This window comes from Halomonas sp. THAF12 (assembly GCF_009363675.1).
Taxonomy (GTDB): Bacteria; Pseudomonadota; Gammaproteobacteria; order Pseudomonadales; family Halomonadaceae; genus Halomonas; species Halomonas smyrnensis.
Genome location: NZ_CP045399.1, coordinates 1625918 through 1649135, shown reverse-complemented (window position 1 = coordinate 1649135; position 23218 = coordinate 1625918). Strand labels below are relative to the sequence as shown.

Sequence of the window (23218 nt, the reverse complement as noted above, 5' to 3'; positions counted from 1 at the left end):
ACGACGGGCGTGACGGACGGCGCCTATCATGGACCGACGCGAGGTAGAGTGAGATGCTCGATGAGATACTCGGATGGCTACTCGGCGGGATCGCCGCTCTAGTGCTGCTGGCCAGCCTGATCGCCCGGGTGCCCGGGCACTGGTGGTGGCTGAGGGCCTGCGAGTTCCCGCGCCTGCAGATCGGCCTAGCCGGCGCCGCCTGCGCGCTGGCCTCGCCACTGGCCGATGCGGCCATGACGCCCTGGATCGCCACCACGGGCGTCACCGTGCTCGCCATCCAGCTGCGCTACATCCTGCCCTGGACGCCGCTGTGGCCGGTGCAGGTGAAGCGCGCCCGGGACGACCGCCCGGATCGCTGCCTGACGCTGCTGGTCGCCAACGTGCTGACCCCCAACCGTGACAGCGATGCCCTGCTCACGATCATCCGCGAGCAGGACCCCGACCTGATCCTGACCCTCGAATCCGACGCCTGGTGGGGCGAGCGCCTCGACGAGGGGCTGGGCGACGACTGGCCGCATGCGGTACGCGTGCCGCTGGACAACCTCTACGGCATGCACCTCTATTCGCGCCGGCCATTGGTGGACCCCAGGGTCAAGTGGCTGATCCAGGACGACATCCCCTCGATCCACTGCGGCATCGAGCTCGAGAGCGGCGATCATATCCGCTTCCACGCCCTGCACCCGCGACCGCCGGCGCCCAGCGAGAGCGAGGAGTCGCTGTGGCGGGACGGCGAGCTGATGCTGGTGGCCAAGCACATCCATCAGGACCCGGTGCCCACCGTGGTGGCGGGCGATCTCAACGACGTGGCCTGGTCGCGCAGCACCCGGCTGTTCTGCCGGGTCAGCGGCATGCTCGACCCGCGCCGCGGCCGCGGCATGTTCAGCACCTTCCATGCCCAGCACGCGCTGCTGCGCTGGCCGCTGGATCACGTCTTCGCCAGCGAGCACTTCACCCTCGGGCGCATGCGCCGCCTGCCGTCCTTCGGCTCGGACCACTTCCCGATCCTGACCACGCTGTGCTATCGCCCCGCCCGCGCCGACGAGCACGAGAACCCGACGGCGACCACAGACGAGCATCGCGACGCGGTGGAGACCGTCGAGGAGGCTCGGGAGCGCGAGCAGGACGACTGACGCCCCCGGCCATCTCGCCGAGGCCTAGCCCGGGATGCCGCCTCGGGTGAGCCCGGCCGGATCCAGCAGCCGCTCGAGCTCCTCGCGGCCGAGATCGGTCTCCTCGTCGGCCACATCGATGATCGGCCGCCCCGCCTGGTAGGCCTTCTTGGCGATGGCCGCCGCGGCGTCGTAGCCGATCACCGAGTTCAGCGCGGTCACCAGGATCGGATTGCGCGACAGCGGCTCGCTCAGGTGATCCTCGCGCACCTTGAAGGTGGCGATGGCGCGGTCGGCCAGCAGCCAGGCGGCGTTGCGCATCAGGGTGATCGAATCCAGCAGGTTGTACGCCACCAGCGGCAGCATGACGTTGAGCTGGAAGTTGCCGCTCTGCCCCGCCACCGTCACCGCGGCATCGTGGCCGATCACCTGGGCGGCGGCCTGGGCGGCCGACTCGGGAATCACCGGATTGACCTTGCCCGGCATGATCGAGCTGCCCGGCTGCAGCGCCTCGAGCTCGATCTCGCCGAGCCCCGCCAGCGGCCCGGAGTTCATCCAGCGCAGGTCGTTGGCGATCTTCATGATCGTGCAGGCCAGCGCCTTGAGCTGGCCGGACAGCTCCACCGCCGCATCCTGACTGCCGAGGCTGGCGAAGAAGCTGTCATTGGGCGAAAGCGACAGCCCGGTCTGCCGGCCAAGCTCCTGGGCCATCCGGCTGGCGAACTCGGGATGAGCGTTGATGCCGGTGCCCACCGCGGTGCCGCCCTGGGCCAGCCGGCACAGTCGCCCCATGGCATCGTCGAGGCGCTCGATGGCCTGGCCGACCTGGCTCGACCAGCCGCCGAGCTCCTGGCTCAGTCGCAGCGGCATGGCATCCATCAGGTGGGTACGGCCGGTCTTGACCACGTCGTCCAACGCCTCGGCGCGCACGTCGATGGTGCCGCGCAGGTGCACCAGCGCCGGACGCAGCTCGCAGGCCACGCCCAGCGCCGCCGAGAGATGCAGCGCGGTGGGAACGACGTCGTTACTCGACTGGCCCATGTTGACGTGGTCGTTGGGCCCCACGTCCAGGCCGTCGCGGCTGGCCAGGTGGGCGATCACCTCGTTGACGTTCATGTTGCTGGAGGTGCCGGAGCCGGTCTGGAAGACATCCACCGGGAACTGGTCGTCGTGGTCGCCGGCGATCACCGCCTCGGCGGCCGCCTCGATGGCCTCGGCCCGGGCCGCGTCCAGCAGCCCCAGGTCGCGATTGACCCGGGCCGCCGCCAGCTTGATGCGGGCGATGGCATGAATGAAGCCCGTGGGCATCGCCTGGCCGGATACCGGGAAGTTGTTCACCGCCCGCTGGGTCTGGGCGCCGTAGAGGGCATCGGCCGGGACCTCCAGTTCGCCCATGCTGTCGCGCTCGATGCGGTGCTCGCTCATGTTCGCCTCCTGGCTGATGGTCTCCTGTAACCATGGTGGCGCACCCGCCGGCTTGCAAGACGCCGACGGGCCGAAAAGTCGAATCGAGGATGTTGCACTGCACAAAAGGCGCTGCTATTGTGCATTGCAACAGAGGAGAGAAGGCGGCGGCATCCAGCCCAGGCCTTCGCAACGTGCGCCATCACAGGAGGCGAAGACGATGCAAAACTTCGATACCAAGCAGTTCACCGAACAGTTCGAATCCATGTTCTTCGGCCCGGCCCGCGCCTATGCCAGCCTGTCCGTGGACTACGCCGAGAAGCTGACCAACGCCCAGCTCGAGGCCGGCCGCGCCTATACCGAAACCGGCATGGCCCAGCTTCGCGCCCTGCTCGACGTCAAGGATGCCGAAGGCCTGCGCAGCTACATGGAAGGCCAGCAGAAGGTCGCCAAGGACCTGACCGAGCGCATGAAGGGCGACGCCGAGAAGGTCGTCTCCCTGCAGCAGGACTTCGTCCAGCAGAGCCAGAAGCTGACCGAAGAGAACGTCAAGCAGGCCACCGAGACCGCGACCAAGGCCGCCAAGTAGCCCAGCGGTCCAGGCAGTCTCTCGGGGCCACCGCCATCGGCGGTGGCCCTTTCGTTGTGCATATGCGTTAAGCTCTTCCCCGCACAGGGCCAACCCTCACGGGAGAGTGCGATGAAGAGTGCGACGACCAGTACGATGAACCGCGTGGCGACACGCGCCCTGCGATCCGCCGGTCTGCCCATCCTGACGGGCCTGATCCTCACCGGCTGCCAGCTGCTGCCGCCCGACGGCGCCACGCGACGCGGCCCCGCCGAGGTGATCGACATCGGCGGCGAGGCCCCCGGCACGGCAACGACGTCCCGGGGCCGCGTGCCGCGTCAGGTGTCCTTCCCCGCCGACGAATACGCCGCCCTGGAGAAGACCGGCAGCGCCGCGCTCAGCGGCCGGCTGACCCTGAACACCGCCTCGGGCACCGTGGTCGGCCGCGGCGAGACCGTCTCGGTGGCGCCGATCACCACCTACTCCGCCGAGGCCGCCGAACAGGCGCTGGCCGGACGCGCGGTGGAGCCCGCCGATCCGCGGGCCCGGGCCTACACCCACACCACCCGCACCGACGGCGACGGCTACTTCGTGCTGCGCGACCTGCCGTCCGGCAGCTTCTATGTCTCGAGCAGCGTGGTCGATCCCGCGAGCGGCCAACGCCGGGTGATCATCCACCAGGTGTCACTCTCCGACGGCCGGCGTCACGAGGTGCAGCTGAGCCGCTGAGAGGGACGCCAGGCGAGGCGCCGAGAAAACAAGCCAGGAACGCCGGCCCGGGCGAGCCGGCGCGGACTACCAGCCCAGCGCCTGCTTGACGAACGGTATGGTCAGCTTGCGCTGGGCCGAGAGCGAGGCCTGGTCGAGGGTTTCCAGCGCGTCGAACAGCGCATCGAGCTTGCGCGGGCCGCGGTGCAGAATATAGCGCGCCACCTCGTCCGGCAGCTGCATGCCGCGCACCCGCGCCCGCAGCTGCAGGGCGGCCAGTCGATCATCGTCGCCCAGGCCCTGCACGTGGAAGGTCATGCCCCAGGTCAGCCGCGAGGCCAGGTCGGGCAGCTTCACCGCCAGCTGACGCGGCGGCGCCTCGGCGGCGATCACCAGCCGCTTGCCCTCGTCGCGCAGGCGATTGAAGGCGTGGAACAGCGCCTCCTCCCAGCGCTTTCGCCCCACCACGCGGTCGATGTCATCGATGGCGACCAGATCGAGCCGCTCCACTTCCTCCAGCATCAGCGGCGGAAAGTGACCGAGCTCCTCCAGCGGCAGGTAGAGCGCGCGACGGTCGCGATCCGAGGCGGCGTGACAGGCGGCCTGCAGCAGGTGGCTGCGGCCCACGCCCTCGCCGCCCCACAGATAGAGGAAGGGCTCGCCGTCGTCGTCCAGCTGCCGCTTCAGTCGATCGACCAGGGTGGCGCTGGGGCCGGGATGGAAGTTGGCGAAGGTGGCGTCGTCACGCAGCCCCACGCCCAGCGGGAGCTGCGCGGGTGCTCGACTCATGTTGACTCCTCGTCCTGGGGGCTGCGTCCCGCGTCATAAAGTGTGCTGTTTTTATAATGCTCGTGAAGATAACGCAACACCACCATCACCACGGCGGCCACCGGCAGCGCCAGCAGGATGCCGGTGAAGCCGAACAGCTGGCCGCCGGCCAGCACGGCGAAGATCACCGCCACCGGATGCAGGCCGATCTTGTCGCCGAGCAGCTTGGGCTGCAGCACGGTGCTCTCGACCAGCTGGCCGAAGCCGAAGACCCCGGCCACGGCCAGCAGCATCAGCCAGTCGCCGAACTGGAAGAAGGCCACCAGGCCGGCGACGCCGATGCCGACGATCACCCCGAGATAGGGCACGATGCTGGCCAGCCCCGACAGCAGGCCGATCAGCAGCCCGAACTTGAGTCCCAGCAGGGTCAGGCCGACGGCATAGATGACGCCCAGACACAGCATCACGATCAGCTGGCCGCGCAGGAAGGCCGACAGCACCTCGTCACACTCGCCGCCCAGGCGCGCCGCCGCCGGCTCCCACTGGCGCGGCAGCGACCCACGCAGCTTGGCCACCAGCACGTCCCAGTCGAGCAGCAGATAGAAGGTCACCACCGGAATCAGCGCCAGATTGCCGACCCAGGCCGCCAGCGCCAGACCCGACTGGGACACCTTGGCCAGCAGGGTCGCGGCCACGGTGCCCGTCTCGCGCCAGTTGTCGAGCAGCGCCCGGCGCAGCTGGTCGAAGTCGGTGCCCAGATCGATGCCGGTCAGGCGGCGGATCTCGGGCAGCACCGTGGCCTGCACCCAGTCCAGGGCCGTCGGCAGCAGCTGGGCCAGCTGGCCGATCTGGCGGCCCAGCAGCGGAATCACCAGCAGCAGCGTCAGCACGATGACGAGCGTCAGCAGCAGGAACACCAGCGACACCGACAGCCGCCGCGACAGCCCCTTCTCCTCCAGCCGGTCGGCCAGCGGATCGCCGAGATAGGCCAGCACCGCGCTGATGAAAAACGGCATCAGCACCGGTTCGATGCTGATGAAGAACCACAGCCCCAGCGCCGCCGTGACGGCCAGGACCCACCCCTGTCTGCGCATCTCGCTCTCCCTGTGTGATGCCCGGCACGGCGGTGCGAGCCGTGCGCCGTGATGCTACAATTCACGCCCCATCTTGCCCAGCCCGGCGGCGCCGACAGCGCCAAGGGCATTATTGACCGCAATGTTCATACAGGACAGGCCATGACCGATTCCACCAACCGCCCGAGCGGCGCCTCCCTCAGCTACAAGGACGCCGGCGTCGACATCGATGCCGGCAACGCGCTGGTCGACCGCATCAAGGGCGTCGCCAAGCGCACCAGCCGCCCCGAGGTGATGGGCGACCTGGGCGGCTTCGGCGCCCTGTGCCAGCTGCCCAGCGGCTACCGCGAGCCGGTGCTGGTCACCGGCACCGACGGTGTCGGCACCAAGCTGCGCCTGGCCATGGACCTGGGCTGCCACGACACCATCGGCATCGACCTGGTGGCGATGTGCGTCAACGATCTGGTGGTGGCCGGCGCCGAGCCGCTGATGTTTCTCGACTACTATGCCACGGGCAAGCTCGACGTGGACATCGCCGCCGACGTGGTGAGCGGCATCGGCACCGGCTGCGAGCAGGCCGGCTGCGCCCTGGTGGGCGGCGAGACCGCCGAGATGCCCGGCATGTACGAGGGCAACGACTACGACCTGGCCGGTTTCTGCGTCGGCGTGGTCGAGAAGGACGAGATCCTCGACGGCAGCCAGGTCGCCGAGGGCGACGTGCTGCTGGGCATGGCCTCCTCCGGCCCCCACTCCAACGGCTACTCGCTGATCCGCAAGATCCTCGAGGTCTCCGACGCCTCCCTGGACACCGCCATCGACGGCAAGCCACTGGGCGAGGCGCTGCTCGCGCCGACGCGCATCTATGTCAAGCCGCTGCTGTCGCTGATCAAGGAAACCGACGTGCCGGTGCACGCCCTGTCGCACATCACCGGCGGCGGCCTGACCGAGAACCTGCCGCGCGTGCTGCCCGAGGGCGCCGCCGCCCGCGTCGACGTGGCCAGCTGGGAACGCCCGGCGGTCTTCGACTGGCTGCAGCAGCAGGGCAACGTCGAGGAAAACGAGATGTACCGCGTGCTCAACTGCGGCATCGGCATGGTCATCGCGGTGCCGGCCGACAAGGCCGACCAGGCCCGCGCCCACCTGCAGGGCCTCGGTGAGACGGTCTACCGCATCGGCGAGATCGTCGCCCGCGGTGACGGCGAGGAGGTCGTCCAGCTGGAGAACCTGAAGGGATGAGCGAGAACGACTACAGCAGCGATACCCTGCAGGACTTCACCCCCGAGCCCGCCGAGGCTCGGCGGGTGGTGGTGCTGATCTCCGGCAACGGCAGCAACCTCCAGGCGCTGATCGACGAGCAGGTCCACGACCGCCTGGGCGGCGAGATCGTCGCGGTGATCTCCAACCAGGCCGACGCCTACGGCCTGCAGCGCGCCCGCGAGGCCGGCATCGACGCCGTCGCCCTGCCCCATCGCGAATACGACAGCCGCGAGGCCTACGACGGCGCCCTGATCAAGGTCATCGAGCGTCACGAGCCCGACCTGGTGGTGCTGGCCGGCTTCATGCGCATCCTGACGCCGCGCTTCGTGCAGCGTTTCCTGGGCCGGCTGATCAACATCCATCCGTCCCTGCTGCCGGCCTACCAGGGCCTGCACACCCACGCCCGGGCGCTGGCCGACGGCGTCGCCGAGCACGGCTGCAGCGTGCACTACGTCACCGAAGAGCTCGACGGCGGCCCGGTGCTGCTCCAGGCGGCGGTCGAGGTTGCCGACGGCGAGACCGAGGAAAGCCTCAAGGACAAGGTCCACGCCCGCGAGCACCTGATCTACCCGATCGCCGTGAAGTGGTGCCTGGAGGGTCGCCTGCAGTTCGGCGAAGGCGGCGCCCGCTTCGACGGCATGCCGCTGCCGGAACAGGGCCTGCGCATGTCCCACGCCGACGCGGCCGAGGAGCTGGACGAGGATATCGAGGAGTAAGCTGCCAGTCGATAGCCTGATATCGCCCAGAGAAACAGAAACCCCCGAAGGCTCGACCTTCGGGGGTTTCTTTTAGCTCGGCGCTTTTAGCTCGGCGCTTTTAGCTCGGCGCTTTTAGCTCGGCGCTTTTAGCTCGGCGCTTTTAGCTCGGCGCTTTTAGCTCGGCGCTTTTAGCTCGGCGCTTTTAGCTCGGCGCTTGTAGCTCGGCGCTTGTAGCTCGGCGCTTGTCGCTCGGCGCTTTCCGTCTAACCGGTGCTCAGGTGCGCGGCAGGGTCACGCCTCTCTGCCCCATATACTTGCCGCCGCGGTCCTTGTAGGAGGTCGCGCAGACCTCGTCGGACTCCAGGAACAGCATCTGGGCCACGCCCTCGTTGGCGTAGATCTTGGCCGGCAGGTTGGTGGTGTTGGAGAACTCCAGGGTCACGTGCCCTTCCCACTCCGGCTCCAGTGGCGTGACGTTGACGATGATGCCGCAGCGGGCATAGGTCGACTTGCCGAGGCAGATGGTCAGCACGCTGCGCGGAATGCGGAAGTACTCCACGGTGCGCGCCAGGGCGAAGGAATTGGGCGGGATCACGCAGACGTCGCCCTTGACGTCGACGAAGCTGTTGTCGTCGAAGCCCTTGGGGTCCACCACCGCCGAGTGGATGTTGGTGAACACCTTGAATTCATCGGCGCAGCGCACGTCGTAGCCGTAGCTGGACGTCCCGTAGGAGATCACCCGCCGGTCGTTCACATAGCGCACCTGGTCGGCCTCGAAAGGCTCGATCATGCCTTCCCGCTCGGCCATGCGGCGGATCCAGTGGTCGGATTTGATGCTCATGGGTCGTCCTGCTGGGTGGAATCGAAACGAATAGGGGCCGCCATGATAGCGGCCCCGGGAGCGGGCGTCACGGTTCTCGCCGCCGGCGGGCTCAGTCGCTGAACGAGATCGCCGGGCCCGTGTCGGACGAGGCGCCCTCGAGCTGCTCGGCCACCTGACGGGCCATGGCGCGGAAGCTGGCGGTGACCTCGCCGTCCGGCTCGGCGACCACGGTGGGCGCGCCGCCGTCGGCCTGCTCGCGGATCGACAGCGTCAGCGGCAGCTGGCCCAGCACGCGGGTGTCGTATTCTTCGGCGATGCGCTCGCCGCCGCCCTCGCCGAAGATCGGCTCGCTGTGACCGCAGCTCGAGCAGACGTGCAGGCTCATGTTCTCCACCACGCCGAACACCGGCACGTTGACCTTGCGGAACATCTCGATGCCCTTGCGCGCGTCCAGCAGGGCAATGTCCTGGGGCGTGGTGACGATCACCGCGCCGTCCACCGGCACCTTCTGAGCCAGTGTCAGCTGGATGTCGCCGGTGCCCGGGGGCATGTCGACGAACAGCACATCCAGCTCGTCCCACACGGTCTGGGTCAGCAGCTGCTGGAAGGCGCCGGCGACCATCGGGCCGCGCCAGACCGTGGGCTCGCGGGTATCGATCAAAAACGCCATGGACATCACCTGCAGGCCGTGGGCCCGCATCGGCTTCATGGTCTTCTCGCCCGCCACCTCGGGGCGTGCGCCCTCGGCGACACCGAGCATCTTGGCCTGGCTGGGGCCGTGGATATCGGCGTCCAGAACGCCCACACGGTAGCCCTCGGCGGCCATGGCCAGCGCCAGGTTGGCGGTGACGGTGGACTTGCCCACTCCGCCCTTGCCGGACGCCACGGCGACGATGTGCTTGACCCCTTCGATCACGACTTGCTCCTTACCTCGGTTGGGATGGCCGCCCGGGCGGCACAGGCCATCAGTATACCCGCCGTCCCGGCGGCCGGTGAATGCCATCTCGCTGCCCGAGAACGACAGCCAGGATCACCCGCCGGCCGCGGCGGGATTGACGCCAACGCCGTCGAGCGGCCTATCATGCCGTCAGACTTCCTCGACCCGGCCCCGCCATGACACCGCCTCCCGCCAGCGCCACCTCGTCGTCTCGCCGCTTCCGCCACACCCGGCGGGTACTGAGCTTCGTCTGGCGCGTGCTCGGCGTCTTCCTGCGCAATCGCGGCATCCTGCTGGCCGGCGGCGTGGGCTACAACATCCTGCTCTCGGTGGTGCCGCTGTTCGCGGTGATGGTGGTCCTGCTCGCGCGGGTGGTCGACGAGCAGCAGCTGCTCACCCTGCTGTCGATCCAGGCGCGCCATCTGGCCCCCGCCCACGCCGAGGTGCTGCTCGACGCCGTGCGCTCGCTGCTCGACTCGCGCGAGGCGATCGGCATTCTGGGCCTGCCGGTGCTGCTGGTGTTCAGCTCCTTCGCCTTTCGCATGCTGGAGGACGCCCTGGCGATCATCTTCCACGCGCCCGATACCCACGTCGGGCGCTCGGCCTGGGTCTCGGTGCTGATGCCCTACGCCTTCATGGTGGTGCTGGGCGCGGGGCTGATGGGCCTGACGCTGCTGGTCAGCCTGGCGGATGCGGTCAATACGCTGTGGATGGCGCTGCTGGGCAGGGAGCTGCCCCTGGCGGGGCTCTCGAGCACGGCGCTGAACCTGACCAGCTTCGCCGGCGTGTTCCTGCTGTTCAGCGCCATCTACAAGGTGATGCCGGTGGTCAAGGTGGCGCTCAGGCGCGCCCTGGTGGGCGGCTTCGTCGCCGCCCTGCTGTGGGAGGGCGCCCGCCTGCTGCTGGTCTATTACTTCGCCCATCTGTCGTTCGTCAACGCCGTCTACGGCTCGCTGGCGACGCTGATCGTGGTGCTGCTGACCCTGGAAGTCGGCGCCATCATCCTGCTGCTCGGCGCCCAGGTGATCGCCGAGCTGGAGCGCAACGCCCGCCTGGGCCTGCCGTGGCATCTGGACTCACGGCATCAGGCGGTGACCCACGTCGAGTAGCGGATGACCGCGCGAACCTCCGGCGACTCAGCGGTGCTTGGCGTGCCCCTGCTGGCCACGCAGGCGCCGCACCAGCCCCATCAGGCTGCGCCCGCTGATCATCCCCAGCAGGTAGAGAGCCGCGATCAACAGCGCCAGCGGTACCGAAACGCTCCAGGTCAGCAGGCGTACCTGGACAAGATTCAGATTCTGCACGACCAGTACGAACACCAGCGCCAGCAGCACCAGCTTCACCCCCAGCCAGAACCGTTCCATGTCGTGTCTCCCTCGTGATCGCGGATCGCCGCCGGCTGCTTCAAGGTGGGTCGGCCTCGACAAGGCTGTCAAGGCGAACCACCGCCCATCAGAAGGTCGAGAGCCCCGTGGCCTCCATCAGCCGGTAGCGCCAATGATCCACCGCCTCGGCGGCATCGGGCGCGGCATAGGCTCGGCTGGTGGTGCGTTCCGGCGTGGAGTGCCAGCGGCGGGCGAAGAACGCCTCGGCGTCGGCCAGCGCCGGCTGGCTCGGCGGGCCCAGCAGCCGCACGCTGGTTTCCAGGTTCAGGTCATCGAGGTTGCGGCGGGTGAAGTTGGCCGAGCCCAGGATCAGTTCGACCTCGCCGCCATCGGCGGGCCGGCGCATCAGCAGCTTGGTGTGGCACTGCTCGCCGCGGGTGGCGCACCAGCGCACCGCGATGCCGGCCGCCACCAGCTCGTCGGCCACCGGCCGATTGGGAATGCCGCCCTTGTCGAGGCCGAAGGCCTCGCGGTTGGGGTCGAGCAGCACCCGCACCTCGGCGCCCCGCCGACGCGCCGCGATCAGCGCCTCGATCAGCTCGCGATGGGCCAGATAGAACACCGCCACGTCGAGGCGATCGCCCTCCCCGGCCCGCTCCACGGCGGTGACCAACGCATCGCGGATCGCGCCCTCGGTCAGCAACTGCAGGCGGGCGCCGGGCGGGCCGTCCTCGGCGGGCGGCGGTGCGGGCCCGGGCACGGTGACGCCGGACCAGCCCGCCACCGCGCGCTCCGAGGCCAGCAGATCGAGGGCCGCCGCGCCCTCGACGCGCAGCGCCACGTTGCCGTGCAGGCTGCTGGCATCGTGGGGATTGGCCGAGGTCACCAGCCCCGCCCAGCCGTCGCCCTGGTCCACCACCAGCGTCTTGCGATGGTTGGCCTTGACGTTGGCCAGCGCCAGATAGCTGCGCAGGGTGACCTCCCCCGGCCCCAGGGCATTGGGCAGCCAGCCGGCGGACGCCTGATTGCCGAGCCAGCGTGGCCCCAGATGCCACAGCCCCGACCACAGCGGGTTGGAGGCCCGCAGCCGATTCAGATCGGTGATCGCCACCTCCACGCCGGCGTCGCGCAGGCGCTCGAGGTGGTCGAGCTCGAGCCCGCCGTAGAGCGTATTCAGCGGATCGGTGATCAGGATGGCGCGCAGCTCGGGATGACGGTGCCGCTGACGGACCAGCGCCTCGGTGAGCTCCTCGGACAGCGGGCGGAAGTCGACCCCGTCGGCCGCCCCGGTGAAGTCGTTGAACAGGAACATGTCGACCACCACCAGACGCCGCGCCTGGCCGATCATCGCCAGCGCCTCGTCGAAGATCGCCTGGCGACGATGGCGCTCGCCCGCGGCGTCGTACCAGGTCTCGTCGGTCAGCAGCCGCGGCGATTCGGCCACGCGCAGCGGATGGGCCTGGCCAACGCCCTCCGGCAGCGGCTTGTAGCGCTGCCAGGCGCCCATGGCCAGCCACGCCAGCAGCAGCCCACCGAGCCACCATGACCACATCCGTCGACTCCTCGTCACGCGTCTCATGTCGCGCCTCCCTGGCAGCCACCGAGGGCACCATCGGCCCCGCTCATCGACGCCAGCATAGCGTGGGACCGGCCTCGACGCAGCGCCCCTGACACAAGAGCCCTAACGCAGCGCGCCCGGCACGAGGCCGGGCGCGAGGACATCCTGCGGCGAGCGATCAGCCGATGGCGAACAGCGCGCCCATGGCGGCGATGGCCGCGCCCAGGCCGCGCAGCACCCGCTGCTCACGGGTCATCAGCCAGCCGGCGACGCGGCGGCCGGCAACGGTCAGGCCCAGGGTCGCCAGGCTGAAGCCGGCCAGGTACAGCAGGGTGCTGGCACCGTGCGGCATCTCGGCGGCGTGGGCATGGCCGTGGAAGACCATGAAGGCGACCACGGCGACGCCGCCCAGCGCCGCGGGCACGCGGGCCAGGGCCGCGACCAGCACGCCGGCCAGCAGCACGCTCATGGCGATGCCGAACTCCACGCCCGGAAGCGCCACGCCGGCCCAGGCCAGGCCGGCGCCGAGCAGCATACCGCCCACCGCCAGCAGCGGCACGACGCGACCCATCGCGGCCGACTGACGCACGCTGAACAGGCCGACGGCCAGCATCGCCAGCAGGTGATCGAGGCCGAACAGCGGGTGGCCGAGGCCCGCCGCGAAGCCGCCGCCGGCGACCTCGTGACCGGGATGGCCCCAGGCGCTGCCGGCCACCAACATCAGGGAGGCGGCGCCCAGGGCGCGCGAGCGAACGAGGGACGAGAGGTTCATGGCGTTCTCCTTGCCGTGATGAGTAGAGGGATTCAGTCGGCGTCGGCGTGCTGGGCCCGGCGCTCCGGCAGCATGCCGCGGTCGAGAATGAAGGCGATGATCTCCTCGAGCCCCACCCCGTCGTGCAGGTTGGTGAACACGAAGGGCCGCTCGCCGCGCATCATCTTCGAATCGCGCTCCATCACCGCGAGCGAGGCGTGGACCTGCTCGGCGATGTCGATCTTGTTGATGATCAACAGATCCGACTTGGTGATGCCAGGCCCGCCCTTGCGCGGGATCTTGTCGCCGGCGGAGACGTCGATCACGTACAGCGTCAGATCCGAGAGCTCGGGGCTGAAGGTCGCCGACAGGTTGTCGCCGCCGGACTCGACCAGCACCAGCTCGAGCCCGGGGTGGCGCGCCTGGAGGTCGTCGATGGCCGCGAGGTTCATCGAGGCGTCCTCGCGGATGGCGGTGTGCGGGCAGCCGCCGGTCTCGACGCCGAGGATGCGATCCGCCGGCAGCGCCTCGTGGCGGGTCAGGAAGTCGGCGTCCTCGCGGGTATAGATATCGTTGGTGACCACGGCGATGTCGTAGTGATCACGCAGGGCCCGGCATAGCTGCTTGAGCAGCGCCGTCTTGCCGGAGCCCACCGGGCCGCCGACGCCGATACGCAGGCAATGGGTCATGTATCTCTCCTCTTACTATTACTGAATCTGCTTTCAGTGCCGGCGACGCGCTGGATTCACCACGCCACGCGGCCGAAACCCTGGCCCTCCGGCCGGCCTCTCGCGGTCGGAAAGACGGCACATCCCTGTGCCTTGCTTTCCTCGGCCTTCTTCCCTGAAGGCCGACCGCGTCGTCTCGGCCCTCGCGCCAGCGGCCACGCAAGGTGGTTCACCAGCGGTCGCCTGTTAGCTGCGGAACAGCCGCGAGTACTGGGTCTCGTGCTGGGCGCTGGCCAGCGCCAGGCCGGGCAGCATCGGTCCGAGTTGGTCGTCGTCGTACTCTAGGGCCGCGTCCGTCGCCGCCACCAGCGACGGGCGCAGGCGCTCGATCAGGCGCTGGGCGGCGGTGTGGCCGAGCGGCAGCGCCTTGCAGGCCACGGCGAGCTGGTTCTCGAGCCAGGCCCAGGCGAAGCCGAGCAGCGCCTGGCGCGGCGTCACGCGCCGGGCCAGCGCCAGCCAGGCGAAGACGCCGACATAGCCCATGCCATCCAGACGCGACGGCTCGGCCGGCGTCAGCCCGAGGCTCGTGACCAGCCGCGTCAGGGCGCTGCCGAGACGCGCCTCCTCGGCGGCGAGCTCGGCGGTCTCGCGGGTGGCGGCGAGCCAGCCGTTCCAGTGCTCGAGCGCCTCGACGTCGTCCTCGGCCCAGGCCGCCATGAAGCGCGCCAGGGCCGGCAGCTCGCAGCGTGCCAGGCCGTCGTCGAGCACGCCTTCCAGCCACTCGCCGAGATCGTCCTCGCCGCGCACCCAGTCGAGCTCGAAGGCGCTTTCCAGGCCCTGGGACCAGGCGAAGGCGCCGATCGGCAGCGCCGGACTGACCAGCTGCAGCAGCCCGAGCAGCGCCAGATCGTCGCTCGACTCAGTGGGCATGGTCATGACCGTGATGGTGGCCGTGATGATGGTGATGGCCGCCTTCCCCGGCGCGGGCATAGGCGCCGGGCTCGGGATCGAAGGGCGCGTCGTGGTGCTCGAGCCGCGCGCCCAGGCGCTCGGCCAGCGCTTCCAGCACGTGATCCGGCGGGAAGCGGACCCAGCCGTGGCCATCGCCATCGACCCCGATGGCGAGCTGCACGTGGCGGTTGCCCAGGTGATAGCTCAGCCGCGCCAGCGGCAGGCCGGCCTCGAGGCGCGCGGTGACCACCGGCTCCACCGCGGCCTGGACGCGGATCGTCTGTCCGTCCTCGCCGGTCAGCCCGTCGCCGTGGCGCAGCACCGGCCCGCGGTCGAGGAAGACCCCGACCTCTCGGCCGCCATCGGAGCTGGCCTTGAAGCGCCCGCGGGTGCGGGTCGTGTAGTCGAGGGTCAGGGTGTCGACGGCGGCGCTCGCCTCGATCGGCCCCAGGCGTTCGGTCAATGTCAGCATCGTCACTTCCTTAGAACAGATGATAGCGCTGGGCCAGCGGCAGCTCGGCCAGCGGCTCGCAGGTCAGGAGCTCGCCATCGCAGCGCACCTCGTAGGTCTGCGGGTCGACGCTGAGCTCGGGGCAGGCGTCGTTGAGCTTCATGTCGCCCTTGCGCACCTCGCGCACGTTCCTGCAGGCCACCAGCTCGCTGTCGAGCCCCAGCCGCTCCTTGATGCCCGCCTCCAGCGCCGCCTGGCTGACGAAGGTCACCCGGGTGGCGCTCGCGGCGCAGCCGAAGGCGCCGAACATCGGCCGGTAGTGCACCGGCTGCGGGGTCGGAATCGAGGCGTTGGGATCGCCCATCGGCGCGGCGGCGATCATGCCGCCCTTGAGGATCAGCGCCGGCTTGACGCCGAAGAAGGCCGGGTCCCACAGCACCAGGTCGGCCAGCTTGCCGACCTCCACCGAGCCCACCTCGTGGCCGATGCCGTGGGTGATGGCCGGGTTGATGGTGGTCTTGGCGATATAGCGCTTGGCGCGGAAGTTGTCGGCGCCCAGCGCCGCGTCCTCGGGCAGCAGGCCGCGCTGCAGCTTCATCTTGTGGGCGGTCTGCCAGGTGCGGCAGATCACCTCGCCGACCCGCCCCATGGCCTGGGAGTCCGAGGCGATCATCGAGATCACCCCCAGGTCGTGGAGGATGTCCTCGGCGGCGATGGTCTCGCGGCGAATGCGTGAGTCGGCGAAGGCCACGTCCTCGGGGATGTTCGGGTCGAGGTGGTGACACACCATCAGCATGTCGAGATGCTCGTCGATGGTGTTAACGGTATAAGGCCGGGTCGGGTTGGTCGACGACGGCAGCACGTAGGGCTTGGCGCAGGCGGTCAGGATGTCCGGCGCGTGGCCGCCCCCGGCGCCCTCGGTGTGATAGGTGTGGATGGCGCGTTCCTTGAACGCCCCCAGGGTGTCCTCGACGAAGCCCGACTCGTTGAGGGTGTCGGTGTGGATGGCGATCTGCACGTCATAGCGCTCGGCCACCGACAGGCAGGTATCGATGGAGGCCGGCGTGGTACCCCAGTCCTCGTGCAGCTTGAGGCCCATGGCGCCGGCCTCGAGCTGGACCTCCAGCGCCTCAGGCAGGCTGGCGTTGCCCTTGCCGAGCAGGCCGATGTTCATCGGCAGGGTGTCGATCGCCTGCAGCATCTTGCCCAGGTGCCAGGCGCCCGGGGTGCAGGTGGTGGCGTTCGAGCCGGTGGCGGGGCCGGTGCCACCGCCGAGCATGGTGGTCACGCCGCTGGCCAGCGCCTCCTCCACCTGCTGCGGGCAGATGAAGTGGATGTGGGCGTCGATGTGGCCGGCGGTGAGGATCTTGCCCTCGCCCGCGATCACCTCGGTGCCGGGGCCGACGACGATCTCCACATCGGGCTGGGTGTCCGGGTTGCCGGCCTTGCCGATGGCCGCGATGCGCCCGCCCCGGAGGCCCACGTCGGCCTTGACGATACCCCACCAGTCGAGGATCAGGGCGTTGGTGATGACGGTGTCCATGACCGCGTCGTCGACGCGCTGGCTCTGGCCCATGCCGTCGCGGATCACCTTGCCGCCGCCGAACTTCACCTCGTCGCCGTAATGGGTCGCGTCGCGCTCGACCTCGATCCACAGCTCGGTGTCGCCCAGGCGCAAGCGGTCGCCCACCGTGGGGCCGTACATGTCGGCATAGGCCCGGCGACTGATCTTGCTGGGGGTGGTGTTGGGCGTGTTATCCGTCATGACGACTCTCCTTGATCGGCATCGCGGGATGACGAAGGACGCGCAGCCTCGGGCGCGGTAGTTCGGGTACGCGCGTCGTCGGGCGCGGCAGAAGCATTACGCTCGGCTTCGGGAGCGGTAGAAGCATTACACTCGGCTTCGGGAGCGATAGAAAGCGCCCCCATGACGTCGCCACGGAAGCCGTAGATGCGCCGATGGCCGACGAACGGGATCAGCGTCACCTCGCGCGACTGGCCGGGCTCGAAGCGGATCGCCGTGCCCGCGGCCACGTCGAGGCGCCGGCCGCGTGCCAGGTCCCGATCGAAGACCAGTGCCGGGTTGGCCTCGGCGAAGTGATAGTGGGAACCGATCTGCACCGGGCGGTCGCCGGTGTTGGCCACCTCGAGGGTGATGCGTTCACGTCCCTCGCAGAGCGCGATCTCGCCGTCCTGAAGCCGATATTCACCGGGAATCATCGATGCTCCCTCTTCGTTATTCGCGGTTATCCCATTGACGGAAAACTGATCGAGTGCCGCCAGTTTTAGACGATGGGGTGATGGATGGTGACCAGCTTGGTCCCGTCGGGGAACGTCGCCTCCACCTGCACTTCGTCGACCATCTCGGCCACGCCCTCCATGACGTCGTCGCGACCGAGGATCTCGCGTCCCGCGCCCATCAGCTCGGCGACGCTCCTGCCGTCGCGGGCACCCTCCATGATCTCGCAGCTGATCAGCGCCACGGCCTCCGGATAGTTCAGCTTGAGGCCGCGGTCGCGGCGCCGCTCGGCCAGCAGGCCGGCGGTGAACAGCAGCAGCTTGTCCTTGTCTCTCGGGGTCAGTTCCATCGCGGTCACTCCCTCGCCATAGCGTGATCGTTCGATGCCGGGGCGTGGCGGAACAGGCCCCGGCTCATGTCGGTCCGTCAGGTCAGCCAGATACGCGGCACGCAGGCAGCCCGCCCCGCCAGCCGCGGGCGCAGCACTTCCCAGGCCCGCTGACACAGCGACCAGGCGACGTTGCGTTCATCGCCCAGGTAGCGCAGCAGCAGCACGCCCTGGCGCACCGTCACCGCCCATTCCCGACCCGCCGGCAGCGCCTCGCGCAACGCGGCGATCGCACCGGCCTCGTCGTCGAGCCCCACCGCCCACAGCGTCGCCTGAACGCCGGCGCCACCCTGCCCCCAGGCGCCGCGGAAGCGACGATGGGCCGGGTCCAGCAGCTGGCGTTCGCACCACAGCGGGCGCCCCTCACGGGTCAGACGAAAGCGCTGCTCGATGGCGCCGGAGACATAAGGCAGCTCGCTTGCCGGCCGCCCCAGCGCCAGCACCTCCCAGCCCAGGCAGCGCGCCCCGGCGGCCAGCGTGATGTCGGTCACCTGGCTGCCCTTCGAGCCGTCGAAGGCGATGGTCTCCTGGGGCAGCCACTCCAGCAGCGCGTGCTCGGCCACGTCGAGCCGGGTGTGCTGATGCCAGCGCACGCCCCGGCTGTCGGCACGATAGAGCTTGTTGGCCGCCGGCGTGGTGAGCAGCGCCCGGGCCCCGGGCGCGAGCCGCGCCTCGATGGCGAGCTCGTCGCCGCTGACCAGTCCGCCGGGCGGATGCAGCAGATAGACGTGGCAGGCGCCGGGGCGGCCCGCCTCATCGGGGGCCTCCGGATAGAAGGGACGCTGCACGCGCAGCGGGCCCTGGTGGCGAGCCTTGAGCAAGCGGGTATGGCCATCGTCGCGGGCATCGAAGGCCAGCGACAGCGACGCCGCCCAGCGACGCTCGCCGTCGAAGCGGTGGCCCGACTCGGCGGGCGACGGGAGGGCACGCGGAATGGCGGTCATCGACGGGTCCTGTCGGTCGGGTGGCTGTTGTCCATTGCCCTGACTCAGCAAGTCACGTACCAAGTTGGTGAAAACACGAAATAGTCATTAATAAACAATGCCTTATTTTGTACACAATGGCGTATCCCAAGGCCGCACTGCACCAGGAAGGCACACCCAGGTCCTCGGGGCGCACTGATATCGATCGCATTTTTTCTCTTTCGCACCAGCATGATGCACCACGCCCGCCGGGAGGGGACCTCGCGACGGGCGTGGTGCAGGTGCGCCGAGTCCGACGCTCGGCGTCAGACGGTCAGGTGGGTCTTGATCAGCTCGTCGTCGAGCTCGTCGATCGCCCCTTCGGCCACGGGCCGGCCGCGATCCATGATCGCGAAGCGGTCGGCGTACTTGCGGGCGAAGGGCAGCTTCTGCTCCACCAGCAACACGGTCAGGCCGTCCTCTTTGATCAGCCGGCGGATCACCTCGCCGATCTGGGCGACGATATTGGGCTGGATGCCCTCCCCCGGCTCGTCGAGGATCAAGAGCTTCGGCTCCAGCACCAGGGCCCGGCCGATGGCCAGCTGCTGCTGCTGGCCGCCGGAGAGGTCGCCGCCGCGCCGGTGGCGCATCTCGGCCAGCACCGGGAACAGCTCGTAGATGCGCTCGGGAATGCGCCTGGCGCCGTCGCCGCGGGCCGCCAGGCCAGTGCGCAGGTTCTCCTCCACGGTCAGCAGCGGGAAGATCTGGCGGCCCTGGGGCACGTAGCCGATGCCGAGCCGCGAGCGATCCTCCACGCGTTTTTGGGTCAGCTCCACGTCATCGGCGTAGCGCAGGCTGCCCGAGGCCACCGCGACCTCGCCCATCACCGCCTTCATCAGGGTGGTCTTGCCCACCCCGTTGCGGCCCATCACGCAGGTGCACTGCCCGGCCGGGATCTCGAGATCGACGCCCCACAGGGTGTGGCTCTCGCCGTAGTACTGATCGAGTGCGCGAATGCTCAGCATCGGGCGTCCTCCGTGTTGTCCGACTCGGTGCCGAGATAGACCTCGACCACCCTCGGGTCGCTCGACACCTGATCCATGCTGCCCTCGGCCAGCACGCTGCCCTGGTGCAGCACCGTCACGGTGCGCGCGATCGAGCGCACGAAGCCCATGTCGTGCTCGACCACCACCACCGACTGCTTGCCGGCCAGGCCGGTGAGCAGCTCGGCGGTGCGCTCCATTTCCTGTTCGGTCATCCCCGCCACCGGCTCGTCGACCAGCAGCAGCCGCGGCCGCTGCATCAGCAGCATGCCGATCTCCAGCCACTGCTTCTGGCCGTGGGAGAGGATCCCGGCCGGCCGATCGCGGTGCCCGGTCAGGCCGATGGTGACCAGCACCTCGTCGATGCGGTCCCGCGCCTCGCCGGAGAGCCGGGCGGTCAGCGTGGGCCAGATGCGCTTGTCGGCGGCCATGGCGAGCTCGAGGTTCTCGAACACCGTCAGCGCCTCGAAGACGGTCGGCTTCTGGAACTTGCGGCCGATGCCGAGGCTCGCGATCTGCGGCTCGTTCATGGTCAGCAGGTCGTGGCGGCTGCCGAACCACACCGAGCCGTGATCGGGTCGGGTCTTGCCGGTGATGATGTCCATCATGGTGGTCTTGCCGGCGCCGTTGGGGCCGATGATGCAGCGCAGCTCGCCGTCGTCGATGGTCAGGTTCAGGTCATCGATGGCGCGGAAGCCGTCGAAGCTGACGCTGACGTCCTCCAGATACAGGATGGGGCCGTGGCGCACGTCCACCGGCGAGCGCGCCGGCGCCATGAAGTCGAAGACGCGATCGCGGCTGGCCATCTCCTTGAGCAGGTTCATGAGCTCGCTCCTTGCGCGGGTGTCTCGGAGGCGTCGTCATCGCGACGGCGGCGCAGCGACGCCAGCAGGCCGGCCACACCCTTCGGCAGCAGCACCGTGACCACCACGAACAGCCCGCCGAGGGCGAACAGCCAGGCCTCCGGCATCACGCCGGTGAACACCGTCTTGGCGTAGTTGACCAGAAGCGCCCCGATCACCGCGCCGTAGAGGGTGCCGCGGCCGCCCAGGGCCACCCACAGCACCACCTCGATGGAGAAGATGGGCGAGAACTCGCCGGGATTGATGATGCCGACCTGGGGCACGTAGAGCGCGCCCGCCACGCCGGCGAGCATCGCCGAGACCACGAACACGAACAGCTGCACCCGCTCGACGCGATAGCCGAGAAAGCGCGTGCGCGCCTCGGCGTCGCGGCAGGCCACGCTGACCCGCCCCAGCTTGCTGGCGACGATGGCTCGGCACAGCACGTAGCCCAGCGCCAGCGCCAGCCCCGAGGCCAGGAACAGCCCCAGCCGCGTGGCGTCTCTGCGCAGGTCGAAGCCGAGCAGCTCCTTGAAGTCGGTCAGGCCGTTGTTGCCGCCGAAGCCCATCTCGTTGCGGAAGAAGGCCAGCATCAGGGCGAAGGTCAGCGCCTGGGTGATGATCGACAGATAGACCCCGGTGACCCGCGAGCGGAACGCCAGGAAGCCGAACACCAGCGCCAGCAGCCCCGGCGCCAGCAGCACCATCAGCAAGGCGAACCACGCCATGTCGAAGCCGTGCCAGTACCAGGGCAGGCTGTCCCAGTCGAGGAACACCATAAAGTCCGGTAATACGGGATCCCCGTACACCCCGCGATCCCCGATTTGCCGCATCAGGTACATGCCCATGGCGTAGCCGCCCAGGGCGAAGAAGGCGCCGTGGCCGAGGCTCAGGATGCCGAGATAGCCCCACACCAGGTCCAGCGCCACCGCCAGCAGCGCGAAGCTCAGGTACTTGCCGAGCAGGGTCACGGTATAGGTCGAGACGTGCAGCGGGTGCCCCGCCGGCACGATCAGGTTGAGCAGCGTGACGACCGCCAGGGTGGCCAGCAGCACGCCGAGGAATATCTGCGTCGAGCGCTCGCGCAGCGGCCGCGACAGCCAGGATCTCGAAGCCAGCATGGATCAGCCCTCCGCCGCCCGGCCCTTCTGCGGAAAGAGTCCGCGGGGGCGTTTCTGAATGAACAGGATGATGAACACGAGCACCAGGATCTTGGCCAGCACCGCGCCGGCCCAGGGCTCGAGCACCTGGTTGATGACGCCCAGCGACAGCCCGGCCACCAGGGTGCCCCACAGGTTCCCCACGCCGCCGAACACCACCACCATGAACGAGTCGATGATGTAGTTCTGGCCGAGGTTGGGGCCCACGTTGGTCAGCTGCGACAGCGCCACGCCGGCGAGGCCGGCCACGCCGGAGCCCAGGGCGAAGGTCAGGATGTCGACCCGGGTCGCGCGGATGCCCATCGAGCGCGCCATGGCACGGTTCTGGGTCACGGCGCGCACCTCCAGGCCCAGCCGGGTGCGGCGCATCACCAGCATCAGGCCGGCGAACACCAGCAGCGCGAAGCCCAGCACGAACAGGCGGTTGAGGGTCAGCGACAGGCCCTCGTTGATCATCAGCGAGCCGCTCATCCACTCCGGCGAGACCACCGTGCGGTTGAGCGGCGAGATCAGGGTGCGCACCAGCTGCTGGAGGATCAGGCTGACGCCGAAGGTGGCCAGCAGGGTCTCCAGCGGGCGGCCCTTGAGGAACTGGATGACGCTGCGCTCGATGACGATCCCGGCCAGCGCCGCGACCAGGAAGCCCGCGGGAATCGACAGCAGCAGCGCCAGCCCCGGCTGGCCCGGCAGCAGCTGCTGCATGCCCCAGGTGGTGTAGGCGCCGAGCATGATCAGCTCGCCGTGGGCCATGTTGATCACGCCCATCACGCCGAAGGTGATGGCCAGGCCGATCGCCGCCAGCACCAGCACCGAGCCGAGCGACAGGCCGAAATACAGCGTCTGGATGCCGTCGTTGAGCTTCTGCTTCTGCTCGATGCCGGCCAGGGCCTCGGTGGCGGCCTCGGCCAGGGCCGCGTCGTCGCTGCGGGCGGCGGCGCTGAGCGCCGAGCGCACGGACGTATTCAGGCTGCCGGACAGCGCCTCCACCGCCTCGACGTCGCCCCGCTCCAGGCGCTGGATGGCGATGGCCTGGGTTAAGAGCCGCCGGACCTCGTCGTCGGCCTCGCCCTCTACCAGGGCGTTCAGCGGCTCGACCATCGACGGACTCACCTCGCCGAGCAGGTCCCGGGCCGCCTCGCGGCGCGCCGAGACCGCCGGGGCACGCAGATCTAGCAGCGCCAGGGTGTTCTGCAGCTGGCCGCGCAGCGCATTGTTGATGCCGATGCGATCGAGATCGCGGCGCGACATCTCGCCGAGGTCCTCGTCGGAGAGCGCATCGCGCACCGGCCAGTGGCGACCGCGATTGGCGAGCACCACCACGAAGCGGCCGCCGTCTTCCTGGCGCTGCAGCTTGCCGTCGAGCAGCGCCTCGAGCCAGACGCGGCTCTGCGGATGGCCGCTGTCGGCGATGGCCGTCACGGCCTCGCCCTTGGCGGCATAGGAATCCGTGTCGAGGGCCTCGAGCAGTGCCCGGCCGTCGTCATCGGGCGCGGCCAGGGCGGCCGGCGCGGCGAGCGAGACGACGATCAGGCACAGCAGCCCCTGCACGAGGGAGCGAATCGTCCTCATGACCATGTCCTGTCAGTGGGAGAATG

Annotated in this window: 24 protein-coding genes and 1 pseudogene; 6 read left to right on the top strand and 19 right to left on the bottom strand. The window is 69.3% G+C overall.

The features are described from left to right. Nucleotides 1-53: 53 nt before the first annotated feature. Nucleotides 54-1130, top strand: a complete 1077-nt coding sequence (locus tag FIU88_RS07540; RefSeq protein ID WP_367613884.1) for an endonuclease/exonuclease/phosphatase family protein — start codon at nucleotides 54-56, stop codon at nucleotides 1128-1130. Between the two features lie 24 nt (nucleotides 1131-1154). Here the strand turns inward: FIU88_RS07540 and FIU88_RS07535 are convergent, their stop codons facing one another. After that, entirely contained in the window at nucleotides 1155-2534 is a 1380-nt protein-coding gene (locus FIU88_RS07535) for a lyase family protein (RefSeq protein WP_152478756.1), read from the bottom strand. A 199-nt stretch (nucleotides 2535-2733) separates the two neighbouring features. On the opposite strand from FIU88_RS07535, the gene FIU88_RS07530 reads away from it, so the two are divergent. Both FIU88_RS07530 and FIU88_RS07525 read left to right on the top strand, forming a co-directional pair. Then, nucleotides 2734-3102, top strand: a complete 369-nt coding sequence (locus tag FIU88_RS07530; protein WP_016854675.1) for a phasin family protein — start codon at nucleotides 2734-2736, stop codon at nucleotides 3100-3102. A gap of 111 nt (nucleotides 3103-3213) precedes the next feature. Continuing rightward, complete coding sequence (locus FIU88_RS07525) at nucleotides 3214-3810, top strand: hypothetical protein (RefSeq protein WP_253742793.1); 597 nt, start codon at nucleotides 3214-3216, stop codon at nucleotides 3808-3810. A 66-nt stretch (nucleotides 3811-3876) separates the two neighbouring features. Here the strand turns inward: FIU88_RS07525 and hda are convergent, their stop codons facing one another. Beyond that, nucleotides 3877-4578 (bottom strand): DnaA regulatory inactivator Hda, encoded by a 702-nt coding sequence (gene hda, locus FIU88_RS07520; protein WP_016854673.1) that lies wholly within the window; start codon nucleotides 4576-4578, stop codon nucleotides 3877-3879. Next, nucleotides 4575-5651, bottom strand: coding sequence for an AI-2E family transporter (locus FIU88_RS07515; RefSeq protein WP_152478755.1), 1077 nt, complete (start codon nucleotides 5649-5651; stop codon nucleotides 4575-4577). The genes hda and FIU88_RS07515 overlap by 4 nt, the downstream gene beginning before the upstream one ends. Before the next feature lie 141 nt (nucleotides 5652-5792). Here FIU88_RS07515 and purM point away from each other — a divergent pair, with 141 nt between their 5' ends. Together purM and purN are read left to right on the top strand one after the other, a co-directional pair. Beyond that, nucleotides 5793-6866, top strand: a complete 1074-nt coding sequence (gene purM / locus FIU88_RS07510; protein ID WP_152478754.1) for a phosphoribosylformylglycinamidine cyclo-ligase — start codon at nucleotides 5793-5795, stop codon at nucleotides 6864-6866. Beyond that, nucleotides 6863-7603: a phosphoribosylglycinamide formyltransferase gene (gene purN, locus FIU88_RS07505; protein ID WP_016854670.1), complete on the top strand. Its 741-nt coding sequence runs from the start codon at nucleotides 6863-6865 to the stop codon at nucleotides 7601-7603. Before purM ends, purN begins: the two co-directional genes overlap by 4 nt. A gap of 256 nt (nucleotides 7604-7859) precedes the next feature. Here the strand turns inward: purN and dcd are convergent, their stop codons facing one another. Further along, nucleotides 7860-8426, bottom strand: coding sequence for a dCTP deaminase (gene dcd / locus FIU88_RS07500; RefSeq protein ID WP_016854669.1), 567 nt, complete (start codon nucleotides 8424-8426; stop codon nucleotides 7860-7862). 91 nt (nucleotides 8427-8517) lie between these two features. Next, the gene (gene apbC / locus FIU88_RS07495) at nucleotides 8518-9411 is read right to left on the bottom strand and encodes an iron-sulfur cluster carrier protein ApbC (protein WP_301339550.1); all 894 of its coding nucleotides are present in this window, start codon (nucleotides 9409-9411) and stop codon (nucleotides 8518-8520) included. Between the two features lie 110 nt (nucleotides 9412-9521). Between apbC and FIU88_RS07490 the strand changes: the two genes are divergently transcribed. Then, nucleotides 9522-10454: a YihY/virulence factor BrkB family protein gene (locus FIU88_RS07490; protein WP_253742791.1), complete on the top strand. Its 933-nt coding sequence runs from the start codon at nucleotides 9522-9524 to the stop codon at nucleotides 10452-10454. A 27-nt stretch (nucleotides 10455-10481) separates the two neighbouring features. On the opposite strand, the gene FIU88_RS07485 is transcribed toward FIU88_RS07490, so the two are convergent. The 14 genes and pseudogenes from FIU88_RS07485 to urtB all read right to left on the bottom strand — a co-directional run bounded on the left by FIU88_RS07485 (nucleotide 10482) and on the right by urtB (nucleotide 23192). Beyond that, nucleotides 10482-10709, bottom strand: a complete 228-nt coding sequence (locus FIU88_RS07485) for a lipopolysaccharide assembly protein LapA domain-containing protein (RefSeq protein WP_152478753.1) — start codon at nucleotides 10707-10709, stop codon at nucleotides 10482-10484. An 88-nt stretch (nucleotides 10710-10797) separates the two neighbouring features. Then, nucleotides 10798-12222, bottom strand: coding sequence for a phospholipase D family protein (locus tag FIU88_RS07480; RefSeq protein ID WP_152478752.1), 1425 nt, complete (start codon nucleotides 12220-12222; stop codon nucleotides 10798-10800). Between the two features lie 184 nt (nucleotides 12223-12406). Then, a complete protein-coding gene (locus FIU88_RS07475; RefSeq protein WP_152478751.1) occupies nucleotides 12407-13000 on the bottom strand; it encodes a HupE/UreJ family protein in 594 nt (197 codons plus the stop codon). Between the two features lie 32 nt (nucleotides 13001-13032). Then, nucleotides 13033-13668, bottom strand: coding sequence for an urease accessory protein UreG (gene ureG, locus FIU88_RS07470; protein ID WP_152478750.1), 636 nt, complete (start codon nucleotides 13666-13668; stop codon nucleotides 13033-13035). A 225-nt stretch (nucleotides 13669-13893) separates the two neighbouring features. Next, the gene (locus tag FIU88_RS07465) at nucleotides 13894-14577 is read right to left on the bottom strand and encodes an urease accessory protein UreF (RefSeq protein ID WP_172977755.1); all 684 of its coding nucleotides are present in this window, start codon (nucleotides 14575-14577) and stop codon (nucleotides 13894-13896) included. Further along, nucleotides 14567-15070, bottom strand: coding sequence for an urease accessory protein UreE (ureE, locus tag FIU88_RS07460; RefSeq protein WP_152478748.1), 504 nt, complete (start codon nucleotides 15068-15070; stop codon nucleotides 14567-14569). Before ureE ends, FIU88_RS07465 begins: the two co-directional genes overlap by 11 nt. Before the next feature lie 10 nt (nucleotides 15071-15080). After that, on the bottom strand, nucleotides 15081-16814 hold the full coding sequence (gene ureC / locus FIU88_RS07455) for an urease subunit alpha (protein WP_152478747.1): 1734 nt from the start codon (nucleotides 16812-16814) through the stop codon (nucleotides 15081-15083). 152 nt (nucleotides 16815-16966) lie between these two features. Next, a pseudogene (locus FIU88_RS07450) lies at nucleotides 16967-17269 on the bottom strand (urease subunit beta); the annotation flags it as partial. Between the two features lie 65 nt (nucleotides 17270-17334). Continuing rightward, a complete protein-coding gene (gene ureA / locus FIU88_RS07445) occupies nucleotides 17335-17637 on the bottom strand; it encodes an urease subunit gamma (RefSeq protein ID WP_016854658.1) in 303 nt (100 codons plus the stop codon). A gap of 77 nt (nucleotides 17638-17714) precedes the next feature. Continuing rightward, nucleotides 17715-18620 (bottom strand): urease accessory protein UreD, encoded by a 906-nt coding sequence (locus FIU88_RS07440; protein WP_152478745.1) that lies wholly within the window; start codon nucleotides 18618-18620, stop codon nucleotides 17715-17717. Nucleotides 18621-18904: 284 nt separating this feature from the next. Then, nucleotides 18905-19603, bottom strand: coding sequence for an urea ABC transporter ATP-binding subunit UrtE (gene urtE / locus FIU88_RS07435; protein ID WP_152478744.1), 699 nt, complete (start codon nucleotides 19601-19603; stop codon nucleotides 18905-18907). Then, nucleotides 19597-20445: an urea ABC transporter ATP-binding protein UrtD gene (gene urtD, locus FIU88_RS07430; protein ID WP_152478743.1), complete on the bottom strand. Its 849-nt coding sequence runs from the start codon at nucleotides 20443-20445 to the stop codon at nucleotides 19597-19599. The genes urtE and urtD overlap by 7 nt, the downstream gene beginning before the upstream one ends. After that, nucleotides 20442-21584, bottom strand: coding sequence for an urea ABC transporter permease subunit UrtC (urtC, locus tag FIU88_RS07425; protein WP_152478742.1), 1143 nt, complete (start codon nucleotides 21582-21584; stop codon nucleotides 20442-20444). The genes urtD and urtC overlap by 4 nt, the downstream gene beginning before the upstream one ends. 3 nt (nucleotides 21585-21587) lie before the next feature. After that, a complete protein-coding gene (gene urtB, locus FIU88_RS07420) occupies nucleotides 21588-23192 on the bottom strand; it encodes an urea ABC transporter permease subunit UrtB (RefSeq protein WP_152478741.1) in 1605 nt (534 codons plus the stop codon). Nucleotides 23193-23218 lie beyond the last annotated feature (26 nt).